Origin of the sequence: Pseudomonas sp. SWRI81, assembly GCF_014268545.1 — a bacterium.
Classification (GTDB): Bacteria; Pseudomonadota; Gammaproteobacteria; order Pseudomonadales; family Pseudomonadaceae; genus Aquipseudomonas; species Aquipseudomonas hamedanensis.
Window position 1 is genome coordinate 1 of the sequence record NZ_JABWQS010000028.1, and the last position, 23683, is coordinate 23683.

Below are 23683 nucleotides of genomic sequence, written 5' to 3' on the forward strand. Positions count from 1 at the left end.
GGTTTCTTGTAGGAGTGAGCCTGCTCGCGATAGCGGTCTAAAACTCAGCGCAAATCCAAAGCCTTAAACAAACAGCTTCAAAACATTCCCCATCGCCTCATCAGCAAACCCCTGCACAAAATCCTTGAACCCCGGCAACGCTTCTTCACCTCCCGAAGCCGGCTCGGCAATGATCGTCCAGGTCGCCCGCGATCTGCCTTCGGCCAGTGATTCCACCTGCATCGCCGCCCACAGATTCGCCACCCCCAAGGTGTTATAGATCGTTGTCCAAGTCATGTTCAGCGCTTGGTCATCGCGTGAATTGAGCTGTTCGACGACGATGTTGCCGTCCTTGAAATGCTTCTTGCGCAGCGAAGACACGCCCTCGCCGGTCATCTCGATGTGCGACAGCGCGGGTATGAAACGGTCGAAACCGGCGAAATTGCCGACCACCGCCCAGACCTGCGCGGCGTCCGCCGGTATCTCCACCGAGGACACAACGTGGCAGCCTTGCGGGTTTTTAATCAGGGTGTCCGGTTGCAGATTGTTCATGGTGTTGCTCCTTTTTATGCACTAGATGAAATCGATCTGTTTCAGGTAATCGCAGCCGCGGCGTAACAGCGCCGGGGATTTGTGCGGGTAGTGCGCGCCCATCTGCCGCACGCCGGCGGCGGCGTTGGCGTGGCCGATCAGCGAGATATCGCCGATGTCTTCTTCGAAGCCGTTGAGGTAAAACCCGAGTACGCCGAACAGTGCGTTGTCGGCATCGACCCGGCTCAGTTGCTGCTGCCAGTCGGCGACGCTGACCAGCGAAAACTCGCGGCCGGTTTCCCGAAACGAAGCGACATAGGCATCCCAGCTCAGCGGCTCGGGGTTGTGCAGGTTGAACACCGCGCGCTCGGGCGAATAGCGGCTGGCATGGAAGGCAATGAAGCGGGCGAGAAAGTCCACCGGCATCAAGTCGAAGTTCAGCGCAAACGCTGGCACCTGACCGAGCTGAATCGAGCCTTTGAGCATCAACATCAGGCGGTTTTTGTGCGGCTGGCAGACACCGCTCAGGCTGTTGAAACTGATGTTGCCGGGGCGATACAGATTGACCCGCACGCCACGCTCGCGCGCCCGCTCGAGGAGGCGTTCGCCGACCCATTTGGACAGGTTGTAGCCGTTGCGAATGTAGATCGGCGGCGTCGCTGCGGCGGGCAGCTCCAACACGCGACCGGCCTCATCCACGGTGCTGGATGCGGACAGCGTCGAGACAAAGTTGAAGACCTTTTTGCACTGCCCTTCGCATAGCCTCAGGAGCGCGAAGATCGGCTCGACGTTGTCCGCCGCCAACGACTCGTAGTCGAGCACGTGATTGACGTTGGCGGCGTTGTGCACCAGCGCGCCGAACTCGCGATCCAGCCGCTGATAATCGTCATCGCCCAGGCCTAGCTGCGCGTGAGTCAGATCCGCCGCATAGACGCGCACCCGGCGCAGATCCAGGTGCTCGAGACGGTTCTCGCGCAGTGCTTGGGCAAAGCGCTGCGCCGCCGTTTGCCCACCGCCGTCGCGCACCAGGCAAGCCACCTCGCTGGCCCCCCAGCCGAGCAGTGCTTCAACGATGTGGACGCCGACAAAGCTGTTGGCACCGGTGACGATCACTTTGTGCACATCGCCCATGCGGTTGATCGGCAGCGGCTCGATATCCAGCGCGCGTTCGGCGTCGGCCATGGCCTGTACGCTGAGCACGGCGCGATCATCGGTGCCGCGTACCAGCGTTGCCAGTTTGCGGATTGTCGGCAGTTCGATGAAGCGGTTGATCGAAATGCTGCGCCCAAACTCCTCACGCAGGCGCAGCAACAGCCGCGACAGCAGAATCGAATGGCCGCCAAGATTGAAGAAGCTTTCGTCAGTGGAAATGTCGTGGCCAGGCAGCTCCAGCAACTCCGCCCAGATCGCCAGCAGCAGCGCTTCGTCGGCATTCGCCGGCAGGCTTTTCGCTGCGCCGTCCTGTACGGTCACCGGCATTGCCAACAGCGCTTTGCGGTCGACTTTGCCGTTGCTGGCGAACGGCATGCCCGGCAGCTCGGTCCACGCTGTCGGGTGCATGTAGTCCGGTAAAAATTGCCGGGCATGCGCCTGCAGCGCCTCGCGGGCATCATCTGACTGCGGCTGGGCGAGGAACGCCAGGATGCGCCGCTGACTGTCGATCACCACCGCAATCTGACGATACAACCGACTGTCCCGCAGGCAACGCTCGATCTCTTCCGGCTCGACGCGAAAACCACGAATTTTCACTTGGTTGTCACGTCGCCCGCACAACTCGATGCCGTGCTCGCCCCACTTGGCCATGTCGCCGCTGCGGTAGGCGCGCAAGGTCTCGCCTCCCGGCAAGGCCAGGGTCAGATAGCGTGCGGCGGTCTGCTGCGGATTGTTCAGGTAACCGAGGCAGACACCGGGGCCGACGATGAACAGTTCACCCACGGTTTGTTCGGGTACCGGTTGCAGATCGTCGTCGAGAATCAGCACCTGACTGTTGGCGATCGGCGCGCCGAGGCTGCGATTGCTGTCGCTGTTTTCGAGTCGCCGGGCGGTAATCAGTACCGTGGCCTCGGTCGGGCCATAGAGGTTATGCAACGTGCCCTGCCGGGTCAGTTGCTCGATGACGAAAGGCTCGCAGACATCGCCGCCGGTCATCACCTGCACACCTTGCAGGTGTTCCAGCGGCAGGATGCTCAACAGCGCCGGGGGCAGGAACGCATGGGTCAGTTGCCGTCGGCGGATCAGCGCAACCAGTTGCAGCGGATCGCGCCGCTGCGTGTCGTCGGGCACTACCAGTTCGGCGCCGGCGATCAGCGTCGGGAAGATGTCGATCAGCGACGAGTCGAAGCTCAGCGAAGAGAACTGTAACACCCGGCTTTCGCTGCTCAGTTGCACATAGTCGGCGTACCACGCGGTGAAGTGCGCGAGGTTGGCCTGGCTGAGCAGCACCCCTTTCGGATGCCCGGTGGTGCCCGAGGTGTAAAGCGCCATGCACGGCGCATCGAGGGCGGGACGTCTTTGCAGCAAGGGTTGGCTGAGATCGGCAGCCGCTGCATGGATGCCGCTGATATCCAGTGCCGACATCGTGCCCCCCAGCGCCTGCTCGCCATCGTGGAGCAGCAGCACCGCTGCGGCGTTCTGCACAATGTATTGCTGGCGCGGCAATGGATGGCTCGGCTCCAGCGGCAAATACACCGCACCGCTGCCGAGAATCGCCAGAATCGCGGCGTACAGCGCCGGACTTTTCGGCAGGCAGACGGCAATCACCCACGGCTGCGGGTGGCGCTCAAGCAAGGGCTGTAGTCGTTGTTGAATCGCCAGGCTGTGGGCCTGCAACCGGTGGTAGCTGATCGACTGCCCGTCCAGATGCAGAGCGGGCCGTCCGGCATGCTCGATCAGGCTCTGTTGCAGGCGTTCGATCACCGAGACCTGCGCCTGTTTCAGCAACGCTGCATTGGCCGTGTCGTTGAAGCGATGGACATACGCCAGGCTGTCGAGAAACAGCAGATCTTCCATGCGCTCGAAATCCGGCGCGGTCAGCGCAGGGGCGTGGCGAAGCGCGTCGGGGTCGCGGGAAAAGCGGCTGACCAGCAACGTCACTTCGTCCACTACCTGCGCCAGTACCCGTTGGCGCAACGCCTGACCGTTGCCGGACGGCTCATCGGCCATCGGCACGCGGCTGATCAGCGACGAGCCAAGAAAACACAGCAAGTCGAGTGACGGCAGACCGCCGCTGCTCCGGGCGGCGACGCCCAATCGCAAATGCAGATGCGGGATCGCGCAGCCATCGCCGGCGGCAATGAAACCATCGTCAATGATCAGGTCCACCGCCGATAGTGCCGCACCGCTGCGGCGTATTGAATGACCGTGTTGTTGCAGTTCTTGCGCCAGGTCGGTCATGGCCTGGCTGGTGCCTGTCAGCACAATGTCGAGACGTTTCATGTCGGCTTCCTTGTCAAACCAGATAGTCGCGCAGGGCGTGCTGCACACAGGGGCTGTCGAGCAGCGAACTGTTGTGGAAGAACTTGACGATGTTGCCCACCAGCGGGTGGTGGCGGTTGATCGGGAAGGCCAGCCCGACGATTTCCTCGCGCAGTGATCGGCGCGTGGCATCGCTGACCGGCAGCGCGTCGATCAGGCGCAGGTCGAAGGCCTTCTGGATGTCGTGGGTCAGGTAGTGGCCGATGAATACCGGCAGGATCTGCGCGATGGTGTTGCGGTCCGCGTCGCTCGCGGTGTGCCAATAGATGCGCACCATGCGTGCCCAGAAACTGGAATGGCGGCCCTCATCGAGCAAGTGGTCGGCCATCAGCCCCTTGATTGACGGCTTCACCGTGTCGTCGCGGGCGAACGCGGCGACATCGCCGGTCACGGTGTTTTCGGCGATGGCCACACAGATCAGTTCCACCGCGCCGCGCAGGTGCTCCGGTGCGAGCGCCACGGCGGCGGGAATCGCTCGGCTCAGCTCGATTTCGTCCGGCAACCGGATGGGCTCGATGCCGGTCAGCGCCACCGTTTGCTGCATGAAATCCATGGCCACCAGCGCGTGGTAATCCTCATCGACCACCACGGTCATGGCGTCATAGCGGCAAGCGAGCGGGAACGGCACGTCGAAGCGATTCTTGGCGATGCTGCGCGCGGTCTTGTCGACGATTTCAGTCTCGAAAATCACCACGTCGTTGATGAATTTGTACAGCGTCTGCACCAGGGCGAAATCACGTAGTTGCGGGCATTCGCGCAGGAACGTTTCGCTGAGCACCAATGGCTGGCGGCTGAGCGGATAAATCAGCCGCTGATCGTCTTCCAGTACCCGCCGCGGACGTGTGCGGATGGTGGCGCGGCTCTCCCAGACATCGGCAAACGATTGATAGTCGGCAGGGTTCATCGGGCCACCTCCGCCAGTGGCGCGCCCATGCTCAGGCGCAGGCCGTCCCATAAAGCGATGCGGCTTTCAACGGCGGCGATGGCACTGGCGTAGACCTCGGCTTGTCGTTGCGGATCACCCGCGATCAGCCGCGCCAGCGGTTGCTCTGCCGCCGGGCCGTGGTCTTCGGAGTCGACCTCAATGTGCCGTTGCAGGTAGTAACGGAAGGTCGGTGCTTGTTCGATGCCGATGCCCCAGTCATCGAGAATGCGCTGGAACATCGTCGGGATCACGCTTTCGCGGCCGTGCAGAAACGCGGCGGCAACGCTATGCCCCGGTGCCTGCAGGGCAGTGCGCAAGGTATCGCGGACAAACTGCGCGGCCGCCGGCTCAACCTCGACGCTTTGCAGCGCCACTTCGTAGCTCACGCCTTCCTCTTGCAGCGTCACGAAGCGTTCCACCGCCGTGGTGCTGGCGCCGATTTCGCGCATCGCATCCAGATACAGTTCGAAGTGGCTGTAGTGCCCTTCGGCCAGGCGATCGTCCGATTCCTCACCAAGGACGATCTCGTTGATCAGTCGGGCGGCGTGGGGATCGCGCGGTGGCAGCCAGGGCAAACGGGTACAGGTCAGTTCCTGTTGCAGGCGTTTGGTCAGCGACATGAAATCCCAAACGGCAAATACGTGGGTCTCCATGAATCGACGCAATACCGACAATGAAGTGATCTCGGAAAAGATCGGGTGAACGCTAAGTTCGGCTTTCTTCAGGGCGAGTTGGTGCTTGAGGGGCATCATGATGTCCTTTATCAGTGATATGAAGTGGAACAGCTTTATCAACTACGCAATCAGCGGAACAACGATTTGTTTATGTTTCAAATGCCTAAATTAAAAATGCCGAGGCATTGTTCAAGTGCGGTCATGCACATCTGTCAGGCTGAAGCGGTCGGCTGGTGTGGGCCTTGAGCCTGGCGCATCACCGAGGCGATTTACCGAAGGTGAACGTTGAAGTTCAAACTTGGCGAGGAAAAATTAATACAGGCTCAAACTATTTAACAAGTTTATTTTCAATTATTTTTAGTTTGCGGTTTTGCAAGTATGAGTTGCGCCGATAAAACTATTGGTTGAAGTTTTATTTGGGCGTAGTTACTCCTTTCGGCAAATAACGGCCAAAATGGGACAAACAGAGTGAATGCCTCACTCGAAGCAACTTTCAACTGAAGAGAATTGATTGATTAAAGGGGGCGGAGGTTGGCCGTGATTGGCGCCAGAACGTCCTTTTTCCCGTGACAAGGCTCCTTCCGTAGGTTCCTGGTGCGGGGACTGCGCCGGCGGTGCGGGGCGTCGCCCGTTCTGTATTGGGTTGGCGCCTAAAGAGTGCGGGTAAATGGTGGCCACGGCTATGCCCGTTTCATTCACTCGGGGCCGGGAAACCGGGCTGATGGAGGCAAAACGGTCGGAGCGGGCAGGCGCATCCACCACCTGGCTGGGTGGCGGACAGAGCAGGGGATTTGTAAGCAGTTAATTCGAGGGGAGGGGAGCCGTTCAGGGTTTGGCTTGGCGGCTTTGACCGGCAGGGCTGTCGAGGTAGCGAGTAATGACTTCCACACCGCGATTGAGATGCTGGACCAATAGCGTCACCGAGCCTTCTACGTCACCGTCGATGGTCGCTTGCAGCATCGCCCGGTGGTCGTCCTGGGATATTTTGCCCAGGCCCATGGCTTCGAGGTTAAAGCGCAGGAAACGCTCCTCCTCGTTGAGGCCGTCTTCGACCAGGCGCAACAGGCGCCGGTTGGCCGCTTTGCTGTACAGGGTCATGTGGAACAAGCGATTGAGCCGACCGATTTCGCTGTAGTCGTGTTGATTTTCCAGCTCTTCGATCAGCGCGGCCGCGCGGTCATGGTCGGCGGGGGTCAGCAAAGGCACTGATTGGCGCAGTGCTTCGGATTCCAGCAGGATGCGCAATTGGTAGGTTTGCGTCGCGTCTTCTTGAATCAACGGTGCGACCACGGCACCTTTGTGTGTGGTTACGCTGAGCAGCGCCTGGGCTTCGAGCTGGCGCAAGGCTTCGCGCACCGGCATGCGGCTGACCCCGAACAGATCGGCCAGGTCCTGCTGGCGCAGGGCAGTGCCACAGGGCAAACGGCCATCGAGAATGGCCGTGCGCAGGGTTTCCTCGATGGTCGAACGGGCCAGGTGTGCGGGGATCGGCCCATCGACTTTAATGCTGTGCAGTGGTTTGGGCTTCTGAGTCACGACTACGCACCCTGTATGTCGACTGAATTTGGATCCAAATGACACTAGTGATTGCTTTACAGGTTGTCAAACCGTGTAGAAGAACGCGTCCTGTGTTGAGTTTAGCGCGTTACCGATGATCTCACGGTGCCATTGTTTTTTCGCAGACTAAGCTTCACCATCAAACGCTTTCCTCCCTGCCCTCTGGAAACTTGCTGTGGCGGTACGTTTCGCGATCCCCCGGACGTTGCGCTGGCTTGGCTGCGCACTGCTGCTGGCCGGCGTCATGCTGGGCGGCCTGCATGCCGATTGGGATTTTTCCGCGATCAGCCGCAAGGCCACGGCCATCTATGGGCCGCTGGGCGCCGGGCAGCAGCGCATCGATGCCTGGCAGAACCTGTTGGCGACGCAGAAACAGGTCAGCGAGATGGACAAGCTCAACGTGGTGAACCGGTTTTTCAACCAACAGGTGCGCTACGTCGAAGACATCGATCTGTGGCGTGAGGTCGATTATTGGGAAACCCCGATCCAGGCGTTGTGGAAGGGCGCCGGCGACTGCGAGGATTATGCGATCGCCAAGTATTTCAGCCTGCGCCACCTCGGGGTCTCCAGTGACAAGCTGCGCATCACCTACGTCAAGGCCCTGCGCCAGAACCGCGCGCACATGGTACTCACTTACTATGCCACCCCCGACGCCATGCCGCTGGTACTCGACAGCCTGATCGACCCGATCCAGCCGGCATCGCAGCGAACCGATTTGCTGCCGGTCTACTCTTTCAATGCCGAAGGTCTGTATCTGCCGGGGGCCAAGGGCAACAAAAAGGTCGGTGACACCAAACGCCTGTCGCGCTGGCAGGATGTGCTGAAAAAAATGCAGGCCGAAGGTTTTCCGGTCGAGACGACTAACTAGGAGCACGCGCTCAGATGTCTTTGTTCAAACAGCTGTTGATCGCTATCTGTCTGTTCCTGGTGGTTGCCTTCACCGGCAGCTTCATGGTCAGTCTGGAGAGCTCGCGCACCCAGTACGTCAACCAGTTGCGCTCCCATGCCCAGGACGCCGCGACGGCGCTGGCCTTGTCGCTGACGCCGAACATTGACGATCCGGCGATGGTCGAGTTGCTGGTCAGCTCGATTTTCGACAGTGGCTATTACGCGAGCATTCGCGTGGTCGATGTTAAAACCGAGAAAACCATCGTCGAGCGAACCGGCATCCCGGCGGTGAGCAACGTGCCGGACTGGTTCGTCAAACTGATCGGTCTGGAACCGGCCGGTGGCGATGCGCTGGTCAGCCGAGGCTGGGAGCAGGCGGCGCGGGTCGAGGTGGTCAGCCATCCGATGTTCGCCGTGGCCAAACTCTGGCAGAGCGCGCTGGGCAGTCTCGGCTGGCTGCTGCTCTGCGGTGCGGTGAGTGCGGTGCTGGGGGCGTTGCTGCTGCGCCGACAACTGAAGCCGCTCGATTACATGGTCAAGCAGTCCCACGCCATCGCCCGTCGCGAGTTTCTCAGCCTGCCGGACCTGCCGCGAACCCCGGAATTGCGGCGCGTGGTGCAAGCAATGAATCAGATGGTCGAGAAGCTCAAGGCACTGTTTCAGGAGCAGGCTGAGCGCAGCGAAAAACTGCGTGCCGAGTCCTATCAGGACAACCTCACCGGGCTGGCCAACCGGCGTTATTTCGAGATGCAACTGAACGACCGGGTGAGCAATCCGGAGCAGGCCAGTTCCGGTTATTTGCTGCTGTTGCGGGTGAAAGACCTGGCCGGGCTGAACCAGCGTCTCGGCGGCCAGCGCACCGATCAATTGCTGCAAGCGGTTGGCGAGCAATTGTCCCGCGAGTGCGCCAAGTACCCGGAAACCCAGAACCTCGTCACCCGTATCCGCGGCGGTGAGTTTGCCGTGCTGGCGCCGGGGCTGGTGCGCGAGGAAGCGCTGCAACTGGCGCAGAACCTCGACAGTGCCCTCAGCAGTCTGCATGCCACGGGCGCGACCGATGTGCCGACGGTGGCGTCGATTGGTCTGGCGCCGTTCGCCCACGGCGATTCGCCGCAGCAGGTACTGACCCTCGGTGATCAGGCGCTGGCGCAGGCCGAAGGACAGGGTGAGCAGAACTGGGCCTGTATCGAACAGAGCCTGAGCGCAGACGTCGGCGACGATCATCACGCCTGGCATCGCTTGCTTGACCAGGCCTTGAGTCAGCAGCGTTTCGAGTTGTATTTCCAGCCAGTGGTGTCCGCCCAGGACCCGCAACTGGTGCTGCATTACAAAGTGCTGTCGCGTCTGCTCGACGAGCAGGGCCAGACCATCCCCGCCGGGCGCTTCCTGCCCTGGCTGGAACGCTTTGGCTGGACGGCACGACTGGACCGCCTGATGCTCGAACGCGTGCTCGATCAGATGAAAAACCACGAAGATGCGCTGGCATTGAACCTGTCTTCCGCGACCCTGGCCGATCCCCAGGCGCTGAACAAAGTCTTCGACATCCTGCGCGCGCATTCCAATCTCGGCGCGCGCCTGACCCTGGAAATCGGTGAAGAGCAGTTACCGGAACAAGCGGTGCTGGAGCAATTGACCCGGCGCCTGCGCGAGTTGGGCTTTTCGCTGAGCCTGCAACGCTTCGGCGGGCGGTTCAGCATGATCGGCAACCTGGCGCGGCTGGGGCTGGCGTACTTGAAAATCGATGGCAGCTACATTCGTGCGATCGATCAGGAAAGCGACAAGCGCCTGTTCATCGAAGCGATTCAGCGCGCGGCGCACAGCATCGATCTGCCGTTGATTGCCGAGCGGGTCGAGACTGAAGGGGAATTGTCGGTGATTCGCGAAATGGGTCTGTACGGGGTTCAGGGGCAGTTGCTGGGTGAACCCAAACCTTGGCGGTGAGCGGTTGAACAGCGGCACTCACCCTGACCTGCCTGTGAAGCGAAGGCCAGGGTGAGCGGGTCCGTCAGACCGCGTCCCGCGGCAGCATCAACCCTAACGGCAAGCGCACCCGCGCTTCCAGCCCGCCACCGGAGCGATTGCGTAATTCGACGTTGCCGCCGTGCATCGACGCGATCCGCTTCACGATCGCCAGCCCCAGTCCGGTGCCCTTGCCGCCGCGGGCCCGATCGCCGCGAGTGAACGGGTTGAAAATCGCCTCAAGCTCGGCAGGGTCGATGCCCGCCCCGCGGTCCATGACGCTCAGCACCACATAGGGCGCGCTGGTGTCGCCGGACACATAAGCGGCGACTTCCACGCCACTGCCCGCATGGTTCAGGGCGTTGCCGATGAGGTTGTTGAGCAGGCGCTTCATCGATACCCGACGCAGCGGAAACGGCTGGATCGGCTCCAGGCGCAAACGGACTTTTTCTTCATTCTGGTTGTACGGCGCGGCCACTTCGCGTACCAGATCGCTGAGGTCGACCTCTTCGACCGACTCGTCGCGACCGTCGCGGATGAACGCGAGGAACTGATCGAGAATGGCGTCCATGTCTTCGATATCACGGACCATGTCGTCGGTCAGGTCGTTGTGATCGCCCATCAACTCCAGCGACAACCGCAAGCGGGTCAGTGGTGTGCGCAAGTCATGGGAAACGCCCGCCAGCATCAGTTCACGCTCGCGCCCGGCTTGCTCGACGTCTTCGGCCATCTGGTTGAAGGCGCGGTAGACCTCGGTCATTTCGCTCGGCGTGTCGCTGATCGGCAGCCGCACGCTGCGGCCCTGTCCGAGTTGCCGCGCGGCATACACCAGGCGCTTCAGCGGCTGGTTGAGCTGGCTGACAAAAATCCACGCCGAGGCCGTCGACAACAAGCCGATGGCGAGGAACCAGCCGAGCACGTTCCAGATTTTCTGGCCACGCAATGGATGCGGATACAGCGGCACTTTCAGCCAGCCATCGCCCAGGCTCGGCGCGCGCACCCACAACGCTGGCGGCGAATGCATGCGCAAGCGCACTTCGGTGTCGGCACCCAGTTCCGCCTGCATCTGGCGTTGATAAATTTCGCTGTACGGCCAGTGCTGTTCGCCTTCCGGCACACCGGCACCGACCACGCGAATCAGGGTCGCGGCATCGGCAATTTTTGCGCGGTTTTCTTCATCGGCGGCCCAGTAGGCACGCAACGTCAGGGCGACGCCGTGGCTGTACTGACGGTCCACCAGCACGTCCTCGTTCATCAACAGATAAACCAGGGTCAGCGCCTTGGAAAACAGCACGACGATGAGCACCAGCCAAAGGGTGCGGGAGAAAAAACTTTGGGGGAACCAGACGGGGGTTTTCATCTTTAACCGCTACACACTTGCAGGAGCGAGCAATGCTCGCATATTGCGGATTGCGAGTCTGTGGCAATGGCCGTGCGACCAGAGCCTTGCAGACTCGCTCCTACAAATCACCGATCACTTGGTGGCGGTGCCATCCGGTACGAACACGTAACCCACGCCCCAGACAGTCTGGATATAGCGCGGTTTCGACGGGTCCGGCTCGATCATCCGGCGCAGACGCGAAATCTGTACGTCGATGGAACGCTCCAGGGCATCCCACTCGCGGCCCCGGGCCAGGTTCATCAGTTTGTCGCGGGTCAACGGCTGACGGGCGTTCATCACCAGCGCCTTGAGCACTGCGAACTCACCGGTGGTGAGCATGTGCACTTCGTCGCCACGCTTCAATTCACGGGTCGCCAGGGACAAGACGTAGTCACCGAATGTGACGTTTTCGTCCTCGCTGCCCGGCGCGCCCGGTACCGGTGCGGCCTGACGGCGCAGAACGGCCTTGACGCGCGCCATCAGCTCGTCGGGGTTGAATGGCTTGGCCAGGTAATCGTCGGCGCCCAGTTCCAGGCCCTTGATGCGGCTCAGCTCGTCGCCCTTGGCGGTAAGCATGATGATCGGGATCTGGTTGTTCGCGCCACGCAGACGGCGGCAAGCGGTCAGCCCGTCTTCGCCAGGCAGCATCAGGTCGAGGACGACCAGATTGAACACTTCACGCGACAGCAGACGATCCATCTGCTCGGTGTTCGGAACGGTACGGGCGCGGTAGCCCTTGCTGACGAAAAAACGTTCCAGCAGGCTGCTCAGCCCTGGATCGTCATCAACAATAAGAATTTTTTCGCCTTCAGCAGTTTGTGCAGTGCTGCTCATTAGATGCTCCTTTTAGCTCGGCGCGCATTATGGCGTAGCTGCCGTTATACGCACCGTGTGCATTGTTAGCAGATTTTTCCTTCACTGCCAGAAAACCGGGGTTTATGCCTACAAGCTGCAACGCCCCTGAATGACAGAACGCTGGTTATAATGCGCGGCGTTTTGTGCCAGGCAACGTCTGAATCGTTACCGTAAGTGGCCGGCATTTTTTCCGGCCCTGTGCAGTAACCGTTCGATTTCACGGGTCAATGGGCTGCCTCTTGATCCAGGCAGCGGCAATTTTCTAGCCGCTCAATCAGCCTCCAGGCCTTTATTTGCGTGCCTGAGAGCCTGCTTTCACACTATGTCAGGTGGTTTTATGGACAGCATCAACAGCCGCATCGCCGAGGAACTCGGCGTACGCCCGCAACAGGTCGAAGCGGCCGTCGCGCTACTCGATGAAGGTTCTACCGTTCCCTTCATCGCCCGTTACCGGAAAGAAGTCACCGGCAGCCTCGATGACACCCAGTTACGTCATCTGGAAGAGCGTCTGCGCTACCTGCGAGAACTCGACGAACGGCGCATCAGCATCCTCGCCAGCATCCAGGAACAGGGCAAACTCACCCCTGCCCTGGAGCGCGACATCAAGCTCGCCGACACCAAGACCCGCCTCGAAGACTTGTACCTGCCGTACAAGCAGAAGCGCCGCACCAAGGGTCAGATCGCCCTGGAAGCCGGCCTCGGCGAGCTGGCGGACGGCCTGTTCAACGACCCGAACCTCTCTCCGGAAACCGAAGCCGCACGCTTCGTCGACGCGGAAAAAGGCGTGGCTGATGTCAAGGCAGCGCTGGAAGGCGCCAAGTACATCCTCATGGAGCGCTTCGCCGAAGACGCCAGCCTGCTGGAAAAACTGCGCAACTACCTCAAGCAGGAAGCGATCCTCAGCGCCCGCGTGATCGCCGGCAAGGAAGAGGAAGGCGCCAAGTTCCGCGACTATTTCGAACACGACGAGCCGCTGAAAAGCATGCCGTCGCACCGCGCGCTGGCAATTTTCCGCGGCCGCAACGAAGGCATTCTCAGTTCCGCGCTGAAAGTCGGCGACGAGCTCCCAGGCTCCATGCACCCATGCGAAGGCATGATCGCCCAGCAGTTCAATATCCAGAACCAGAGCCGCCCCGCGGACAAGTGGCTGAGTGAAGTGGTGCGCTGGACCTGGAAGGTCAAGCTCTACACTCACCTGGAAACCGACCTGCTCGGCGAGCTGCGCGACGGCGCCGAAACCGAAGCGATCAACGTGTTCGCCCACAACCTGCACGACCTGCTGCTGGCCGCTCCGGCCGGGCCGCGCGCGACCCTGGGTCTCGATCCGGGCCTGCGTACCGGTTGCAAGGTGGCGGTGGTCGACGCGACCGGCAAGCTGCTCGATCACGCCACGGTTTACCCGCACGTGCCGCACAACAAATGGGATCAGACCATCGCGATTCTGGCCGCCCTGTGCGCCAAACATTCGGTGGACCTGATCGCCATTGGCAACGGCACCGCCAGCCGCGAAACCGACAAACTGGCCATCGAGCTGATCAAAAAATACCCGGCGATGAAAATGACCAAGGTCATGGTTTCCGAAGCCGGTGCATCGGTGTACTCGGCATCGGAACTGGCGGCCAAGGAATTCCCGGACCTCGACGTGTCGATCCGCGGTGCGGTGTCGATCGCCCGGCGTCTGCAGGATCCGCTCGCCGAGCTGGTGAAAATCGATCCGAAATCCATCGGTGTTGGCCAATACCAGCACGACGTCTCGCAGCTGAAGCTGGCGCGTGGCCTGGATGCCGTGGTCGAGGACTGCGTGAACGCCGTGGGTGTGGATGTGAACACCGCCTCCGTGGCATTGCTGGCGCGGATTTCCGGCCTCAACGCAACGCTGGCGCAAAACATCGTCGCGCACCGTGACGAACACGGCGCGTTCAAGACCCGTGCAGCGCTGAAGAAAGTCGCGCGTCTGGGCGAAAAAACCTTCGAACAGGCCGCCGGTTTCTTGCGCGTGATGAACGGCGACAACCCGCTGGATTCCTCGGCGGTGCACCCGGAAGCCTATCCGCTGGTGCAGCGCATCGCCGCTGAAACCGATCGCGATATCCGCTCGCTGATCGGCGATGCCGCGTTCCTCAAGCGCCTGGATCCGAAGAAATTCACCGACGAAACCTTCGGCCTGCCGACCGTTACCGACATCCTGCAAGAGCTGGAAAAACCTGGCCGCGATCCGCGTCCCGAGTTCAAGACTGCCGAGTTCCAGGAAGGCGTCGAAGACCTCAAGGATCTGCAACCGGGAATGATCCTCGAGGGCGTGGTAACCAACGTGACGGCCTTCGGTGCGTTCGTCGACATCGGCGTGCATCAGGACGGTCTGGTGCACATCTCGGCGCTGTCGGAGAAGTTCATCAAGGATCCGCGCGAAGCGGTGAAGGCCGGCGACGTGGTCAAGGTCAAGGTCATGGAAGTCGACATCCCGCGCAAACGCGTCGGCTTGTCGATGCGCATGAGCGACACCCCGGGCGAGAAGGTCGACGGCGCCCGTGGCTCGCGTCCCGGCTCGGCACCGCGCCAGTCTTCAGGCAGCGCGCCGCGCAAGGAAACCGTAACCGCCGCCCCGGTGAACAACGCGATGGCCTCGCTGTTCGCCAACGCCAAGCAGTTGAAGAAACGCTGATGGAATTGCCGGCCGGGCTCGTCGAGAGCGCGTTTTTCAAGCTGTTGGGCTGCCGCCTGCACAGCCTCGAAACCGGGGTGGCGCAAGTCGCCCTCGCCCTTGAGCCCGAACTGCGCAACCGCGGCGGCAAACTGCACGGCGGCGCGCTGTTCAGTCTGGTCGACATCGCCATGGGGCTGGCCTGTTCCAGCACCCATGGCTTCGATCAGCAGAGCGCGACCATCGAGTGCAAGATCAATTACATTCGCGCCGTTTCCGACGGCGAGGTGCTGTGCACGGCGCGGGTGATCCACCCGGGCCGGCGCACGCTGGTGGTCGAAGCCGACGTGATGCAGGGCGACAAACTGGTCGCAAAAGCGCAAGGCACGTTCGCTGTGCTGTAGATGTTGCTCATCATTTTGAGTTAATTTCGGCGCTGTGATCGCAGCGTCGAGCTCTTCTGTGGGAGCGGGCTTGCTCGCGAAGGCGGTGTGTCAGGTGACGTTATATTGACTGACACTCTGCCTTCGCGAGCAAGCCCGCTCCCACAGGTATTGCATGATCTTCGCGTGCATCTGCCAGATTCAGGGATTGAAGTCGGCGGTTCGAAAGTGCCTTTTGAGGCTAAAAAACCAGGCGATAACGCCAGTTTCAACTTCACCCTTGTAGACCGTCCTGCCCACCCCCATATTGGGGCGACTGACGCGTGAAGGAATCCAAATTGAGCGAACTTCTCAACCGCCGCCTGGCTCTGCTCGGCGAGCGCGCTAACCTCTCCCTGCTCAAGCAGTGCCTGCACGGTATCGAACGTGAATGCCTGCGCGTGACCAGCGAAGGTCGCCTGGCGCAAACGCCGCACCCCGAAGCCCTGGGTTCCGCGCTGACCAACGAACAGATCACCACCGACTACTCCGAGTCGCTGCTGGAATTCATCACGCCGGCCTTGCCGAACCCTGCCGACACGCTGGCGAGCCTGGACAAGATTCACCGTTTTGCCTACAGCAAGCTCGGCAACGAGTACCTGTGGAGTCCATCGATGCCGTGCCCGTTGCCGGCCGAGGAAGACATCCCGATCGCCTATTACGGCACCTCCAACATCGGTCAGCTCAAGTACGTCTACCGCAAGGGCCTGGCTCTGCGGTATGGCAAGACCATGCAGTGCATCGCCGGGATTCACTACAATTTCTCGCTGCCGGAACAACTCTGGCCGCTGCTGCGCGAGGCCGAAGGTTTCGTCGGTACGGACCGCGATTTCCAGTCGGTGTCGTACATCGCCCTGATCCGCAACTTCCGTCGCTACAGCTGGCTGCTGATGTACCTGTTCGGAGCGTCGCCGGCGCTGGATGCCGGTTTCCTGCGCGGCCGTTCGCATCAGTTGGAACAGCTCGATCCGGACACGCTGTATCTGCCGTACGCCACCAGCCTGCGCATGAGCGATCTCGGTTATCAGAGCAACGCCCAGGCCGGCCTGACGCCGTGCTACAACGACCTGGCGAGCTACACCGACAGCCTGCGCAAAGCCGTGGCCACGCCGTACGCGCCGTACGTCGAAGTCGGTACGCACAAGGATGGCGAGTGGGTCCAGCTCAACACCAACATCCTGCAGATCGAAAACGAGTACTACTCCAATATCCGCCCCAAACGTGTGACGTACACCGGCGAGCGGCCGATCCAGGCACTGATGGCGCGTGGCATCCAGTACGTTGAAGTGCGTTGCCTGGACATCAACCCGTTCCTGCCGATGGGCATCGACCTCACCGAGTCGCGTTTCATCGACGCGTTCCTGCTGTATTGCGCACTGAACGACAGTCCGCTGCTGACCAACACCACCTGCGGCAATGCCACGTCGAACTTCCTCAGCGTGGTCAAGGAAGGTCGCCGTCCGGGCCTGCAATTGCAGCGTGACGGCCAGCCGGTCGAGATGAAACAGTGGGCCGCCGAATTGCTTGAGCAGATTGCTCCGCTGGCCGCGCTGCTGGACCAAAGCGTTGGCGGTGATGCGCACAGCAAGGCACTGGATGCGCAGTTGGCGAAAGTCAGCGACCCGTCCCTGACGCCATCGGCGCAGGTGCTGGCGGCGATGGCCGAGCACAAGGAAAGCTTTGCGCAATTCTCTCTGCGTCAGAGCCAGGCGCATGCCGAGTTTTTCCGCAGCGAGCCATTGGCTGCGGATGAACAGGCGAAGTTCGAAGAGCTGGCGCGCGCGTCGCTGGCGCAGCAGACCGAGCTTGAGCAGAACGAGGTTGGCGATTTTGATGTGTTTGTCGGGGCGTATCAGGCGAGCATCCTCGCCATCAGCAACTGATATAGAAGGTCCTTCGGCCCTTTTCGCGAGCAGGCTCGCTCCCACAGAGGAATTCGGTCCTGTGGGAGCGAGCCTGCTCGCGAATGACCGCTGCGCTTAGATTTTTCCGCTCATAAGCTCATTCTAAAAAGTTATTTATTTCTAAATTCTTAGATCATTTAGTCTCCATTCACGCCGACGCTCGGTCGCCTGATATGGAGCTCTCAATTGAAACTGAATGTCCCGCTTCGCCTGCTCGCCGCCGCTTCGCTGGCGGCCGCAAGTTTCCTCGCTCAGGCCGCCGACCTCACCGTCGCCTACCAAACCACCGTTGATCCGGCGAAAGTCGCCCAGGCCGATGGCGCCTACGAAAAAGCCACCCGGGCCGACATCAGCTGGCGCAAGTTCGACAACGGCGCCGACATCATCGCCGCCATCGCGTCCGGCGATGTGCAGATCGGCTACCTCGGTTCCAGCCCGTTGACCGCCGCGATCACCCGCAAAGTCCCGGTCGAAACATTCCTCATCGCCACGCAGATCGGCGCCGCTGAAGCCCTGGTCGCGCGTGAGGGTTCCGGCATCAAAACCCCGCAAGATCTGATCGGCAAGAAAATCGCTGTGCCGTTCGTGTCTACTGGGCACTACAGCCTGCTGGCGGCGCTGAAGCACTGGAACATCGATCCGTCGAAGGTCACCGTACTCAACCTCGCTCCGCCGGCGATCATCGCGGCGTGGAAACGCGGTGATATCGATGCCACTTACGTCTGGGACCCGGCCCTCGGCGTCGCCAAGGAAAACGGCAAAGTGCTGATCACCTCTGGCGAACTGGCCAAATTCGGCGCGCCGACCTTCGATGCGTGGATCGTGCGTAAAGACTTCGCCGCCAAGCACCCGGAAATTGTCACCGCCTTCGCCAAAGTCACCCTCGACGCCTACGCCGACTACCGCAAGGATCCGAAAGCCTGGCTCGCCAATCAGTCCAATGTCGACAAACTGGTGAAACTCTCCGGCGCCAAGGCCAGCGACATTCCGTTGCTGCTGCAAGGCAACGTCTACCCGCTGGCGGCGGATCAGATCAGTGACCTCGGTGCGCCGACCACCAAAGCCATCACCGACACGGCCGTGTTCCTCAAGGAGCAGGGCAAAGTCGAGGCGGTGCTGCCGGACTACGCGCCGTACGTCAGCGCCAAATACATCACTAACTGATCGGGAGTCGACCGCGATGGCCTTGCTACAGCTGGAGCGCATCAGCGCACAGTACCCGGGCAGCCCGGAACCTGTGCTGGCGGATATTTCTCTGACCCTGGGACCCCGGCAGTTGCTGGTCGCCCTCGGCCCGTCCGGCAGTGGCAAGACTTCGCTGTTGAACCTGATTGCCGGTTTTGTCGATCCTAGCGCCGGACGCATCACCCTCGATGGCGTGCCGGTCAAAGGCCCGAGCGCCGAGCGCGGCGTGGTGTTCCAGGATGACGCCTTGCTGCCTTGGCAGAATGTGCTGGGCAACGTCGCGTTTGGCCTGGAACTGGCCGGCGTCGCCAAGCCAAAACGCGAACAGCGCGCCCGGGAAATGCTTGCGCTGGTCGATCTGGCCGGTTTCGAAGAGCGGCGCATCTGGCAGCTTTCCGGCGGCCAGAAACAGCGTGTCGGCCTTGCTCGTGCCCTCGCCGCCGACCCTCGGGTGCTGCTGATGGACGAGCCGTTCGGCGCCCTCGACGCGTTCACCCGCGAGCAGATGCAGGAGCTGTTGCTGCAAGTCTGGCAGCGCACCGCCAAGCCGGTTTTTCTGATTACCCACGACATTGAAGAGGCGGTATTCCTCGCTACGGATCTGATTTTGCTGGCGCCGAATCCGGGGCAGATCGTTGAGCGTCTGGCGCTGGACTTCGGTCAGCGTTATGCCGCTGGCGAGCCGGCCCGGGCGATCAAGTCCGATCCGCGTTTTATCGAAACCCGCGAGCACGTGCTGAGCAAAGTGTTTTCGCAACGCAGTGCCGTGCAACGGCAGGAGCGCGCATGAGCAGTTACGACGTAACCGCTGCGGCGGCGAAAACGCCTTCGGTGATCCTGCCGGTACGCCGCAGCCTGAGTACACGCTGGATCAGCCTGTTGACCCTCTTCGCCCTGTTGGCGATCTGGTGGGCGGTGACTGCTACCGGTCTGATCGAACCACTGTTCCTGCCGCCACCCTCCGCCGTGCTGCAAAAAGGCTGGCTGCTGGTGACTTCGGGCTACATGGATTCGACCTTGTGGCAGCACTTGGGCGCGAGCCTGAGTCGCATCGGTCTGGGCCTGGTCTTTGCGATTCTCACGGCAGTGCCGGTGGGCATCGCCATTGGTGCCAATCGCATCGCCCGCGGTGTGCTCGATCCGCTGATCGAGTTCTACCGACCGATTCCACCGCTGGCCTATCTGCCGCTGATCGTGATCTGGTGCGGCATCGGCGAGCTGTCGAAAGTGCTGCTGATCTATCTGGCGATTTTCGCGCCGATTGCCATCGCCACCGCGACCGGCGTGCGCACCGTAGACCCGGCGAAATTGTGCGCGGCGCAGTCGTTGGGCGCCACTCGCGCGCAACTGATTCGCCATGTGATTTTGCCCAGTGCATTGCCGGATATCCTCACCGGCGTGCGCATCGGCCTGGGGGTGGGCTGGTCAACCCTGGTTGCCGCCGAACTGATCGCCGCCACCAGCGGTTTGGGTTTCATGGTGCAGTCGGCCGCGCAGTTTCTGGTCACCGACGTGGTGGTGCTGGGGATTCTGGTCATTGCCCTGATTGCCTTCGCCATGGAAATGGGCCTGCGCGCGCTGCAACGCAAACTGGTGCCGTGGCACGGCCAGGCGCACTGAAATGTGCTGTGAATCCCTTGTAGGAGTGAGCCTGCTCGCGATGTCGGTGTTTCAGTCACCAGTGAGTCGCCGGTCTGCCTGAATCGCGAGCAGGCTCACTCCTACAAAAGCTTGAATCCCCCGAATTCGAAGAGAACCACCATGAGCACTCTCAACATCACCCCACTAAGCTCTGCCCTCGGCGCGCAAATCGACGGCGTCGACATCAGCCAGCCGTTGAACCCGCCAACCCGCGACGCCATCGAGCAGGCGCTGCTGCAATATCAAGTGCTGTTCTTTCGCAATCAGCCGATCGAGCCGGCGCAGCAGGCACGCTTCGCGCATTATTTCGGCGACCTGCACATCCACCCGATCTACCCGAACGTGCCGGAACAACCGGAAGTTCTGATCCTCGACACCGCTGTCACCGACGTGCGTGACAACGCCATCTGGCACACCGACGTGACCTTCCTGCCGACGCCGGCGATGGGCGCGGTGCTCAGCGCCAAGTTGTTGCCGGCGTACGGCGGCGATACCTTGTGGGCCAGCGGCATTGCCGCGTATGAGGCGTTGTCGACACCGCTGAAAAGCTTGCTTGAAGGCCTGACCGCGACCCACGATTTCACCCGCTCGTTTCCGCTCGAGCGCTACGGCAACACGCCCGACGCGCTGGCGCAGTGGGAGGAGGCGCGGCGCAAGAATCCACCGCTGTCACACCCGGTGATTCGCACCCATCCGGTCAGCGGGCGACGTTCGCTGTTCGTCAACGAGGGCTTCACCTCGAAGATCAATGAGCTGTCGGAGACCGAGAGCGAGGCGATCCTGAAGTTTCTCTTTGCCCATGCCACCCGACCGGAATTTACCGTGCGCTGGCGTTGGCAGCAGGACGATATTGCGTTTTGGGACAACCGCGTGACGCAGCATTACGCCGTGGATGACTACCGCCCGGCGCGGCGAGTAATGCAACGCGCCACGGTGCTGGGCGACGTGCCGTTTTTCCGCTGAGCGCATCGCGAATGGCCCTGGCTTCAGGGAAGCATTCCAGATATCGCGTCAGATTCGATATTCCAACTAGATATTAATAAATAGCTTCTTATTCCTTAACGAATATAAATCCTCTCCCTATACTCGGTCACGAACAGACACGACGCAGGAGAGCTCCCCATGCGCAACGAATCAATCCGCTACCTGATTGTGCCGGGCTGGCAAGGATCGCCAGATGACCATTGGCAAACCCACTGGCAAAACAGCCTGCCCAACAGCGCCCGGGTCGAGCAAGCCGACTGGCTGACGCCGCGCCGCGAAGACTGGGTCGCGGCCCTGGCCGAAGCGATCGCCGCCGACAGCACGCCGGTAATTCTCATTGCGCACAGCCTTGGCTGCATCACCGTTGCCCATTGGGCGGCCACCGCGCCGCTACACTACCTGCGTCAGGTACGCGGTGCCTTGCTGGTCGCCCCGGCGGATGTCGAACGCCCGGCCTGTGCTCCGGCGCTGCGCAACTTTGCGCCGATTCCCACCGATTTGCTGCCCTTTCCCAGTCAGGTCGTCGGCTCCGACAACGACGCCGCCGTGAGTGCGCCACGTGCGTTGGAGCTGGCGCGCAACTGGGGCGCCGAGGCGGGGATTCTCGCCGGTGCCGGGCACATCAATGTCAAATCCGGGCACCAGCGTTGGGAGCAGGGGTTTGCTTACCTCTACCGCCTGCAAAACCGCATGGAGCATCACGCCCGCCGGCGCGCCTGATTTCTTTTTTTCAACGCCGCCGCCTCCAGGGCGGTTTGGGCGGGAGTCTGCCATGAGTTTCGAAACGTTCGGCCAGCCGTTGCTGACCTTTCCCGATGCGGAAAAAAGCCCCCTGAGCATTCGCGCCAAGGCGCTGGTGTTTGTCGATCCGCGCTCGCGTCAGTTGCGCGAAGAACTCGAACAATTGGCCCCGCGCTCGCTTTCCGTATTGATTCGCGGCGAGACCGGCACCGGTAAAGAACTGCTCGCCCGGCATATCCACCGCGCCAGTGATCGCAGCGGTCTGTTCGTCTCGGTCAACTGCGGGGCCATCAGCCCGACCTACGCCGATGCCGAATTGTTCGGCTATGCCGCCGGCAGCTACAGCGGTTCGGCCAGCAGTCGCGCTGGCTGGTTCGGTTCGGCCAATGGCGGCACTTTGTACCTGGATGAAATCGGCGACTTGCCGCTGCCGATCCAGATCAAATTGCTTGCGGCGCTGGAAAATCACGAAGTAACCCGCGTCGGCGCGCCTCAGCCGAGCCCGGTGGATGTCCGTTTGGTCGCTGCTACCAGCATCGATCTGGCCCAAGCCGTGGACGCCGGAAAATTCCACGAGCGGCTCTATCGCTACCTCAGCGAGGGCCATCTGGAATTGCCGGCGTTGCGTGCGCGAACCGGCGATATCTTGCCTCTGGCCGAGTATTTCCTCGGCATCTACAGCCAGCGCCTCGCCTTGCCTGTGCCGTTGATCAGCGAAGCGGCGCAGCACGTGCTTGAGCAACATGGCTGGCCGGGCAATACCCGCGAGCTGGAAAACGTCATTCACTTCGCCCTGTTGGTCAGCACTGGCGATGAGATCCTGCCGGAGCATCTCAATCTGCCCGAAGCGTCTGCGCCGCCGCTTCACATCGAACGTCTGGTGAAGCAAATCAACATCGGCGGCAGCGCTGCTGAGCGTAAGGCATTGAAAGAGCTCCTGATTCGCTTGAGCGAGGGGCTGTGACCATTTTGTTCAACATGAACAAAATGGAATATGAAGCTGAATAAACGTTATTGTCCGGGAATAAAAAATCCCGGTATTGTCCGCCTCACGCCAGCGATATCACTTCACTGGCACACGTATTAATGCCGTCGTCGATGACGACCGTGATTTTCGATAAGGACACTGCATGAAAAAGGTTCTGTTGTTTACCGCATTGGCGGCTGCTCTGACGGCTTCTTTCGCCAACGCCGGCGAGAAACTGGTGGTTGCCGCAACGCCAGTGCCGCACGCTGAAATTCTCGAGCTGATCAAGCCGACCCTGGCCAAAGAAGGCGTGGATCTGCAAATCAAAGTCTTCACCGACTACGTGCAGCCCAACGTACAGGTTGGCGAGAAGCGTCTGGACGCCAACTACTTTCAGACCCTGCCTTACCTGAACAGCTTCAACCAGGGTAAATACAAGGACGACAAATCCAAGTACCTGGTGACCGTGCAGGGTGTCCATGTTGAACCATTCGGTGGCTACTCAAGCAAGTACAAGACCCTGGCTGAACTGCCGGACGGCGCGACCATCGCTATCCCCAACGAAGGCAGCAACAGCGGCCGTGCCCTGATCTTGCTGCAGAAGGCCGGCCTGATCGAACTCAAAGACCCGAAAAACGCCGTGGCGACGCCGAAAGACATCGCCAAGAACCCGCATAACTTCAAGTTCAAGGAACTGGAATCGGCGCTGCTGCCACGGGTGCTGAACGAAGTTGATCTGGACATGATCAATACCAACTACGCGCTGGAAGCCAAGCTCAACCCGCAGAAAGACGCGCTGTTGATCGAAGGCGCCGATTCGCCGTACGTGAACTTCCTGGTGGCCCGTGAGGACAACAAGAACAGCGACGCGATCCAGAAACTGGCCAAGGCCCTGACCAGCCCGGAAGTCAAAGCGTTCATCGAGAAGAAGTACAGCGGCGCGGTACTTCCGGCGTTCTGATTCAACGTTCGGGA

General features: G+C 61.1%; 19 protein-coding genes. 12 read left to right on the plus strand and 7 right to left on the minus strand.

Annotated features, from left to right (window positions below; all coding sequences use genetic code 11):
* Window positions 1–63: 63 nt before the first annotated feature.
* From HU765_RS17630 to HU765_RS17650, 5 genes are all read right to left on the minus strand, one after another.
* Window positions 64–531, minus strand: coding sequence for an SRPBCC family protein (locus tag HU765_RS17630; RefSeq protein ID WP_186621962.1), 468 nt, complete (start codon window positions 529–531; stop codon window positions 64–66).
* A gap of 21 nt (window positions 532–552) precedes the next feature.
* A complete protein-coding gene (locus HU765_RS17635; RefSeq protein WP_186621963.1) occupies window positions 553–3945 on the minus strand; it encodes an amino acid adenylation domain-containing protein in 3393 nt (1130 codons plus the stop codon).
* A 13-nt stretch (window positions 3946–3958) separates the two neighbouring features.
* Window positions 3959–4888, minus strand: a complete 930-nt coding sequence (locus HU765_RS17640) for a diiron oxygenase (protein ID WP_186621964.1) — start codon at window positions 4886–4888, stop codon at window positions 3959–3961.
* A complete protein-coding gene (locus HU765_RS17645) occupies window positions 4885–5661 on the minus strand; it encodes a DUF3050 domain-containing protein (protein WP_186621966.1) in 777 nt (258 codons plus the stop codon). The genes HU765_RS17640 and HU765_RS17645 overlap by 4 nt, the downstream gene beginning before the upstream one ends.
* Window positions 5662–6408: 747 nt before the next feature.
* Window positions 6409–7119 carry an FCD domain-containing protein gene (locus HU765_RS17650; protein WP_186621968.1) on the minus strand — a complete coding sequence of 237 codons (711 nt, stop codon included), beginning with the start codon at window positions 7117–7119 and terminating at the stop codon, window positions 6409–6411.
* A gap of 196 nt (window positions 7120–7315) precedes the next feature.
* Between HU765_RS17650 and lapG the strand changes: the two genes are divergently transcribed.
* Window positions 7316–8008 (plus strand): cysteine protease LapG, encoded by a 693-nt coding sequence (gene lapG / locus HU765_RS17655; RefSeq protein WP_186621969.1) that lies wholly within the window; start codon window positions 7316–7318, stop codon window positions 8006–8008.
* Window positions 8009–8022: 14 nt separating this feature from the next.
* A complete protein-coding gene (gene lapD / locus HU765_RS17660) occupies window positions 8023–9969 on the plus strand; it encodes a cyclic di-GMP receptor LapD (protein WP_186621971.1) in 1947 nt (648 codons plus the stop codon).
* 64 nt (window positions 9970–10033) lie between these two features.
* Here lapD and HU765_RS17665 read toward each other — a convergent pair whose 3' ends face one another.
* A complete protein-coding gene (locus tag HU765_RS17665) occupies window positions 10034–11347 on the minus strand; it encodes an ATP-binding protein (RefSeq protein ID WP_186551545.1) in 1314 nt (437 codons plus the stop codon).
* A gap of 114 nt (window positions 11348–11461) precedes the next feature.
* Window positions 11462–12202: a two-component system response regulator OmpR gene (ompR, locus tag HU765_RS17670; RefSeq protein WP_186551544.1), complete on the minus strand. Its 741-nt coding sequence runs from the start codon at window positions 12200–12202 to the stop codon at window positions 11462–11464.
* Between the two features lie 358 nt (window positions 12203–12560).
* Here ompR and HU765_RS17675 point away from each other — a divergent pair, with 358 nt between their 5' ends.
* The 10 genes from HU765_RS17675 to HU765_RS17720 all read left to right on the plus strand — a co-directional run bounded on the left by HU765_RS17675 (window position 12561) and on the right by HU765_RS17720 (window position 23669).
* Window positions 12561–14885: a Tex family protein gene (locus HU765_RS17675; protein WP_186621974.1), complete on the plus strand. Its 2325-nt coding sequence runs from the start codon at window positions 12561–12563 to the stop codon at window positions 14883–14885.
* On the plus strand, window positions 14885–15268 hold the full coding sequence (locus HU765_RS17680; RefSeq protein ID WP_186551542.1) for a PaaI family thioesterase: 384 nt from the start codon (window positions 14885–14887) through the stop codon (window positions 15266–15268). The genes HU765_RS17675 and HU765_RS17680 overlap by 1 nt, the downstream gene beginning before the upstream one ends.
* Before the next feature lie 317 nt (window positions 15269–15585).
* Window positions 15586–17169, plus strand: coding sequence for a glutamate--cysteine ligase (gshA, locus tag HU765_RS17685; RefSeq protein ID WP_186551541.1), 1584 nt, complete (start codon window positions 15586–15588; stop codon window positions 17167–17169).
* 207 nt (window positions 17170–17376) lie between these two features.
* Window positions 17377–18354: a taurine ABC transporter substrate-binding protein gene (gene tauA / locus HU765_RS17690; protein ID WP_186621976.1), complete on the plus strand. Its 978-nt coding sequence runs from the start codon at window positions 17377–17379 to the stop codon at window positions 18352–18354.
* Window positions 18355–18370: 16 nt separating this feature from the next.
* Window positions 18371–19165, plus strand: a complete 795-nt coding sequence (gene tauB / locus HU765_RS17695) for a taurine ABC transporter ATP-binding subunit (RefSeq protein WP_186621978.1) — start codon at window positions 18371–18373, stop codon at window positions 19163–19165.
* Window positions 19162–19995, plus strand: a complete 834-nt coding sequence (gene tauC / locus HU765_RS17700) for a taurine ABC transporter permease TauC (protein ID WP_186621980.1) — start codon at window positions 19162–19164, stop codon at window positions 19993–19995. The genes tauB and tauC overlap by 4 nt, the downstream gene beginning before the upstream one ends.
* 141 nt (window positions 19996–20136) lie before the next feature.
* On the plus strand, window positions 20137–20979 hold the full coding sequence (gene tauD, locus HU765_RS17705) for a taurine dioxygenase (protein ID WP_186621982.1): 843 nt from the start codon (window positions 20137–20139) through the stop codon (window positions 20977–20979).
* A gap of 159 nt (window positions 20980–21138) precedes the next feature.
* Window positions 21139–21720 carry an alpha/beta hydrolase gene (locus HU765_RS17710; protein ID WP_186551536.1) on the plus strand — a complete coding sequence of 194 codons (582 nt, stop codon included), beginning with the start codon at window positions 21139–21141 and terminating at the stop codon, window positions 21718–21720.
* 52 nt (window positions 21721–21772) lie between these two features.
* The gene (locus HU765_RS17715; RefSeq protein WP_186621984.1) at window positions 21773–22705 is read left to right on the plus strand and encodes a sigma 54-interacting transcriptional regulator; all 933 of its coding nucleotides are present in this window, start codon (window positions 21773–21775) and stop codon (window positions 22703–22705) included.
* Between the two features lie 166 nt (window positions 22706–22871).
* Entirely contained in the window at window positions 22872–23669 is a 798-nt protein-coding gene (locus tag HU765_RS17720) for a MetQ/NlpA family ABC transporter substrate-binding protein (RefSeq protein WP_186551534.1), read from the plus strand.
* Window positions 23670–23683: the final 14 nt, after the last annotated feature.

Coding starts and splice junctions, on each gene's coding strand:
- HU765_RS17630 (WP_186621962.1), bottom strand. CDS start 531: ATGAACAATCTGCAACCGGACACCCTGATTAAAAACCCGCAAGGCTGC.
- HU765_RS17635 (WP_186621963.1), bottom strand. CDS start 3,945: ATGAAACGTCTCGACATTGTGCTGACAGGCACCAGCCAGGCCATGACC.
- HU765_RS17640 (WP_186621964.1), bottom strand. CDS start 4,888: ATGAACCCTGCCGACTATCAATCGTTTGCCGATGTCTGGGAGAGCCGC.
- HU765_RS17645 (WP_186621966.1), bottom strand. CDS start 5,661: ATGATGCCCCTCAAGCACCAACTCGCCCTGAAGAAAGCCGAACTTAGC.
- lapD (WP_186621971.1), top strand. CDS start 8,023: ATGTCTTTGTTCAAACAGCTGTTGATCGCTATCTGTCTGTTCCTGGTG.
- HU765_RS17665 (WP_186551545.1), bottom strand. CDS start 11,347: ATGAAAACCCCCGTCTGGTTCCCCCAAAGTTTTTTCTCCCGCACCCTT.
- ompR (WP_186551544.1), bottom strand. CDS start 12,202: ATGAGCAGCACTGCACAAACTGCTGAAGGCGAAAAAATTCTTATTGTT.
- HU765_RS17675 (WP_186621974.1), top strand. CDS start 12,561: ATGGACAGCATCAACAGCCGCATCGCCGAGGAACTCGGCGTACGCCCG.
- HU765_RS17680 (WP_186551542.1), top strand. CDS start 14,885: ATGGAATTGCCGGCCGGGCTCGTCGAGAGCGCGTTTTTCAAGCTGTTG.
- tauB (WP_186621978.1), top strand. CDS start 18,371: ATGGCCTTGCTACAGCTGGAGCGCATCAGCGCACAGTACCCGGGCAGC.
- tauC (WP_186621980.1), top strand. CDS start 19,162: ATGAGCAGTTACGACGTAACCGCTGCGGCGGCGAAAACGCCTTCGGTG.
- tauD (WP_186621982.1), top strand. CDS start 20,137: ATGAGCACTCTCAACATCACCCCACTAAGCTCTGCCCTCGGCGCGCAA.
- HU765_RS17710 (WP_186551536.1), top strand. CDS start 21,139: ATGCGCAACGAATCAATCCGCTACCTGATTGTGCCGGGCTGGCAAGGA.
- HU765_RS17715 (WP_186621984.1), top strand. CDS start 21,773: ATGAGTTTCGAAACGTTCGGCCAGCCGTTGCTGACCTTTCCCGATGCG.
- HU765_RS17720 (WP_186551534.1), top strand. CDS start 22,872: ATGAAAAAGGTTCTGTTGTTTACCGCATTGGCGGCTGCTCTGACGGCT.